The sequence below is a fragment of the Mucilaginibacter achroorhodeus genome, assembly GCF_007846095.1.
Taxonomy (GTDB): Bacteria; Bacteroidota; Bacteroidia; order Sphingobacteriales; family Sphingobacteriaceae; genus Mucilaginibacter; species Mucilaginibacter achroorhodeus.
Genome location: NZ_VOEI01000013.1, coordinates 1 through 1,222 on the forward strand (window position 1 = coordinate 1; position 1,222 = coordinate 1,222).

A 1,222-nucleotide genomic window follows, 5' to 3' on the forward strand; every position below is an offset into this window, starting at 1 on the left:
AAGGTCTTCGACAAGCTCCTTTAGATTTGCATAATTATTTTAGTAGGATAAAAGATCGCGAGGAGGCAGGGTGAACTATGACTTAGGCTCTGAGCTAATGGCTCATAATCTGAAGAAGACCCTGCCCCTTTTCATCAACAAGAAACTCAAATAGAAATTCGGGCTGGAGACCCATTATCAAGGAGTTGAGTATGTTGATGATCCCGATCAATAAAACTTCAAGACAAAATTATGCAAAAGCAAACAATTGTTGGTATCGATGTGAGCAGCGCGACATTGGATATCTGTGTAAGTAACGAACAGGGGCAATTATCATTTGTTATCAAGAATGAGGTAAAGAGCATCAAAAAGTTCTTCAGTTCTTACAAAGAACAACTGATCATCGGTATGGAGAATACAGGTCGCTACAATTGGAACTTATATGAAGCATTCAAAGAAACGGGGCATCGCATCTTTGTTGTACCACCATTGCATCTAAAAAAGAGCCTGGGTCTTGTCAGAGGAAAGAACGACAAGATAGATGCAGTAAGAATAGCAGCCTTTATTAAGAAAAGCCATGCAGAGCTTCCGCAATGGAAACCATCCTCTCAAACCATTCAGAAACTAAAGATCCTGCTTACCGAGCGTAACAGCCGGATCAAAACCAAAGTTCAGCTACTTAAACAACAGCATGACTACGCCAAGATGAAACACCTGGGCATATACAAATATCTGTTGAAAATGAACCAAGAACAACTTGCCCTGATTGGCAAGCAGATCAAAAAGATAGAGACAGATATCGAAATGGTCATTCGTGCTGATGAAAAAATGGACACGCAGGTGAACCTGATCCGTTCTGTACCGGGAGTTGGCAAAGTATTGTCCTGGATGATGCTTGCCAAAACAGAAGGCTTTGAACTGATCACAGAGGCAAGAAAGATGGCTTGTTATAGTGGCGTCGTCCCCTTTGCTAATAGTTCCGGTACTTCGATAAGGGGACGGCACCAGGTATCAACGTATGCTGATAAAGCGATCAAATCTGTACTGCATCTGGCTGCCATGAGTGCTATCCGACTTAAAAATGACCTGCAGCATTACTACCAACGTAAAGTAGCTGAAGGCAAGAACCGAATGAGCGCATTGAACGCTGTCAGGAACAAGATCGTTCACAGAATATTTGCCGTCATTAAAAAACAGCAACCCTATCAAATCAGTTTGCTTTTGTCATAGAAATCAGACTGAC

The 1,222-nt window shown here is 41.9% G+C and carries 1 protein-coding gene; it reads left to right on the plus strand.

Annotated elements, in window-relative coordinates; translation table 11 throughout:
• Nucleotides 1-231: 231 nt before the first annotated feature.
• Nucleotides 232-1,209, plus strand: coding sequence for an IS110 family transposase (locus tag FPZ42_RS19070; RefSeq protein WP_146273464.1), 978 nt, complete (start codon nt 232-234; stop codon nt 1,207-1,209).
• Nucleotides 1,210-1,222 lie beyond the last annotated feature (13 nt).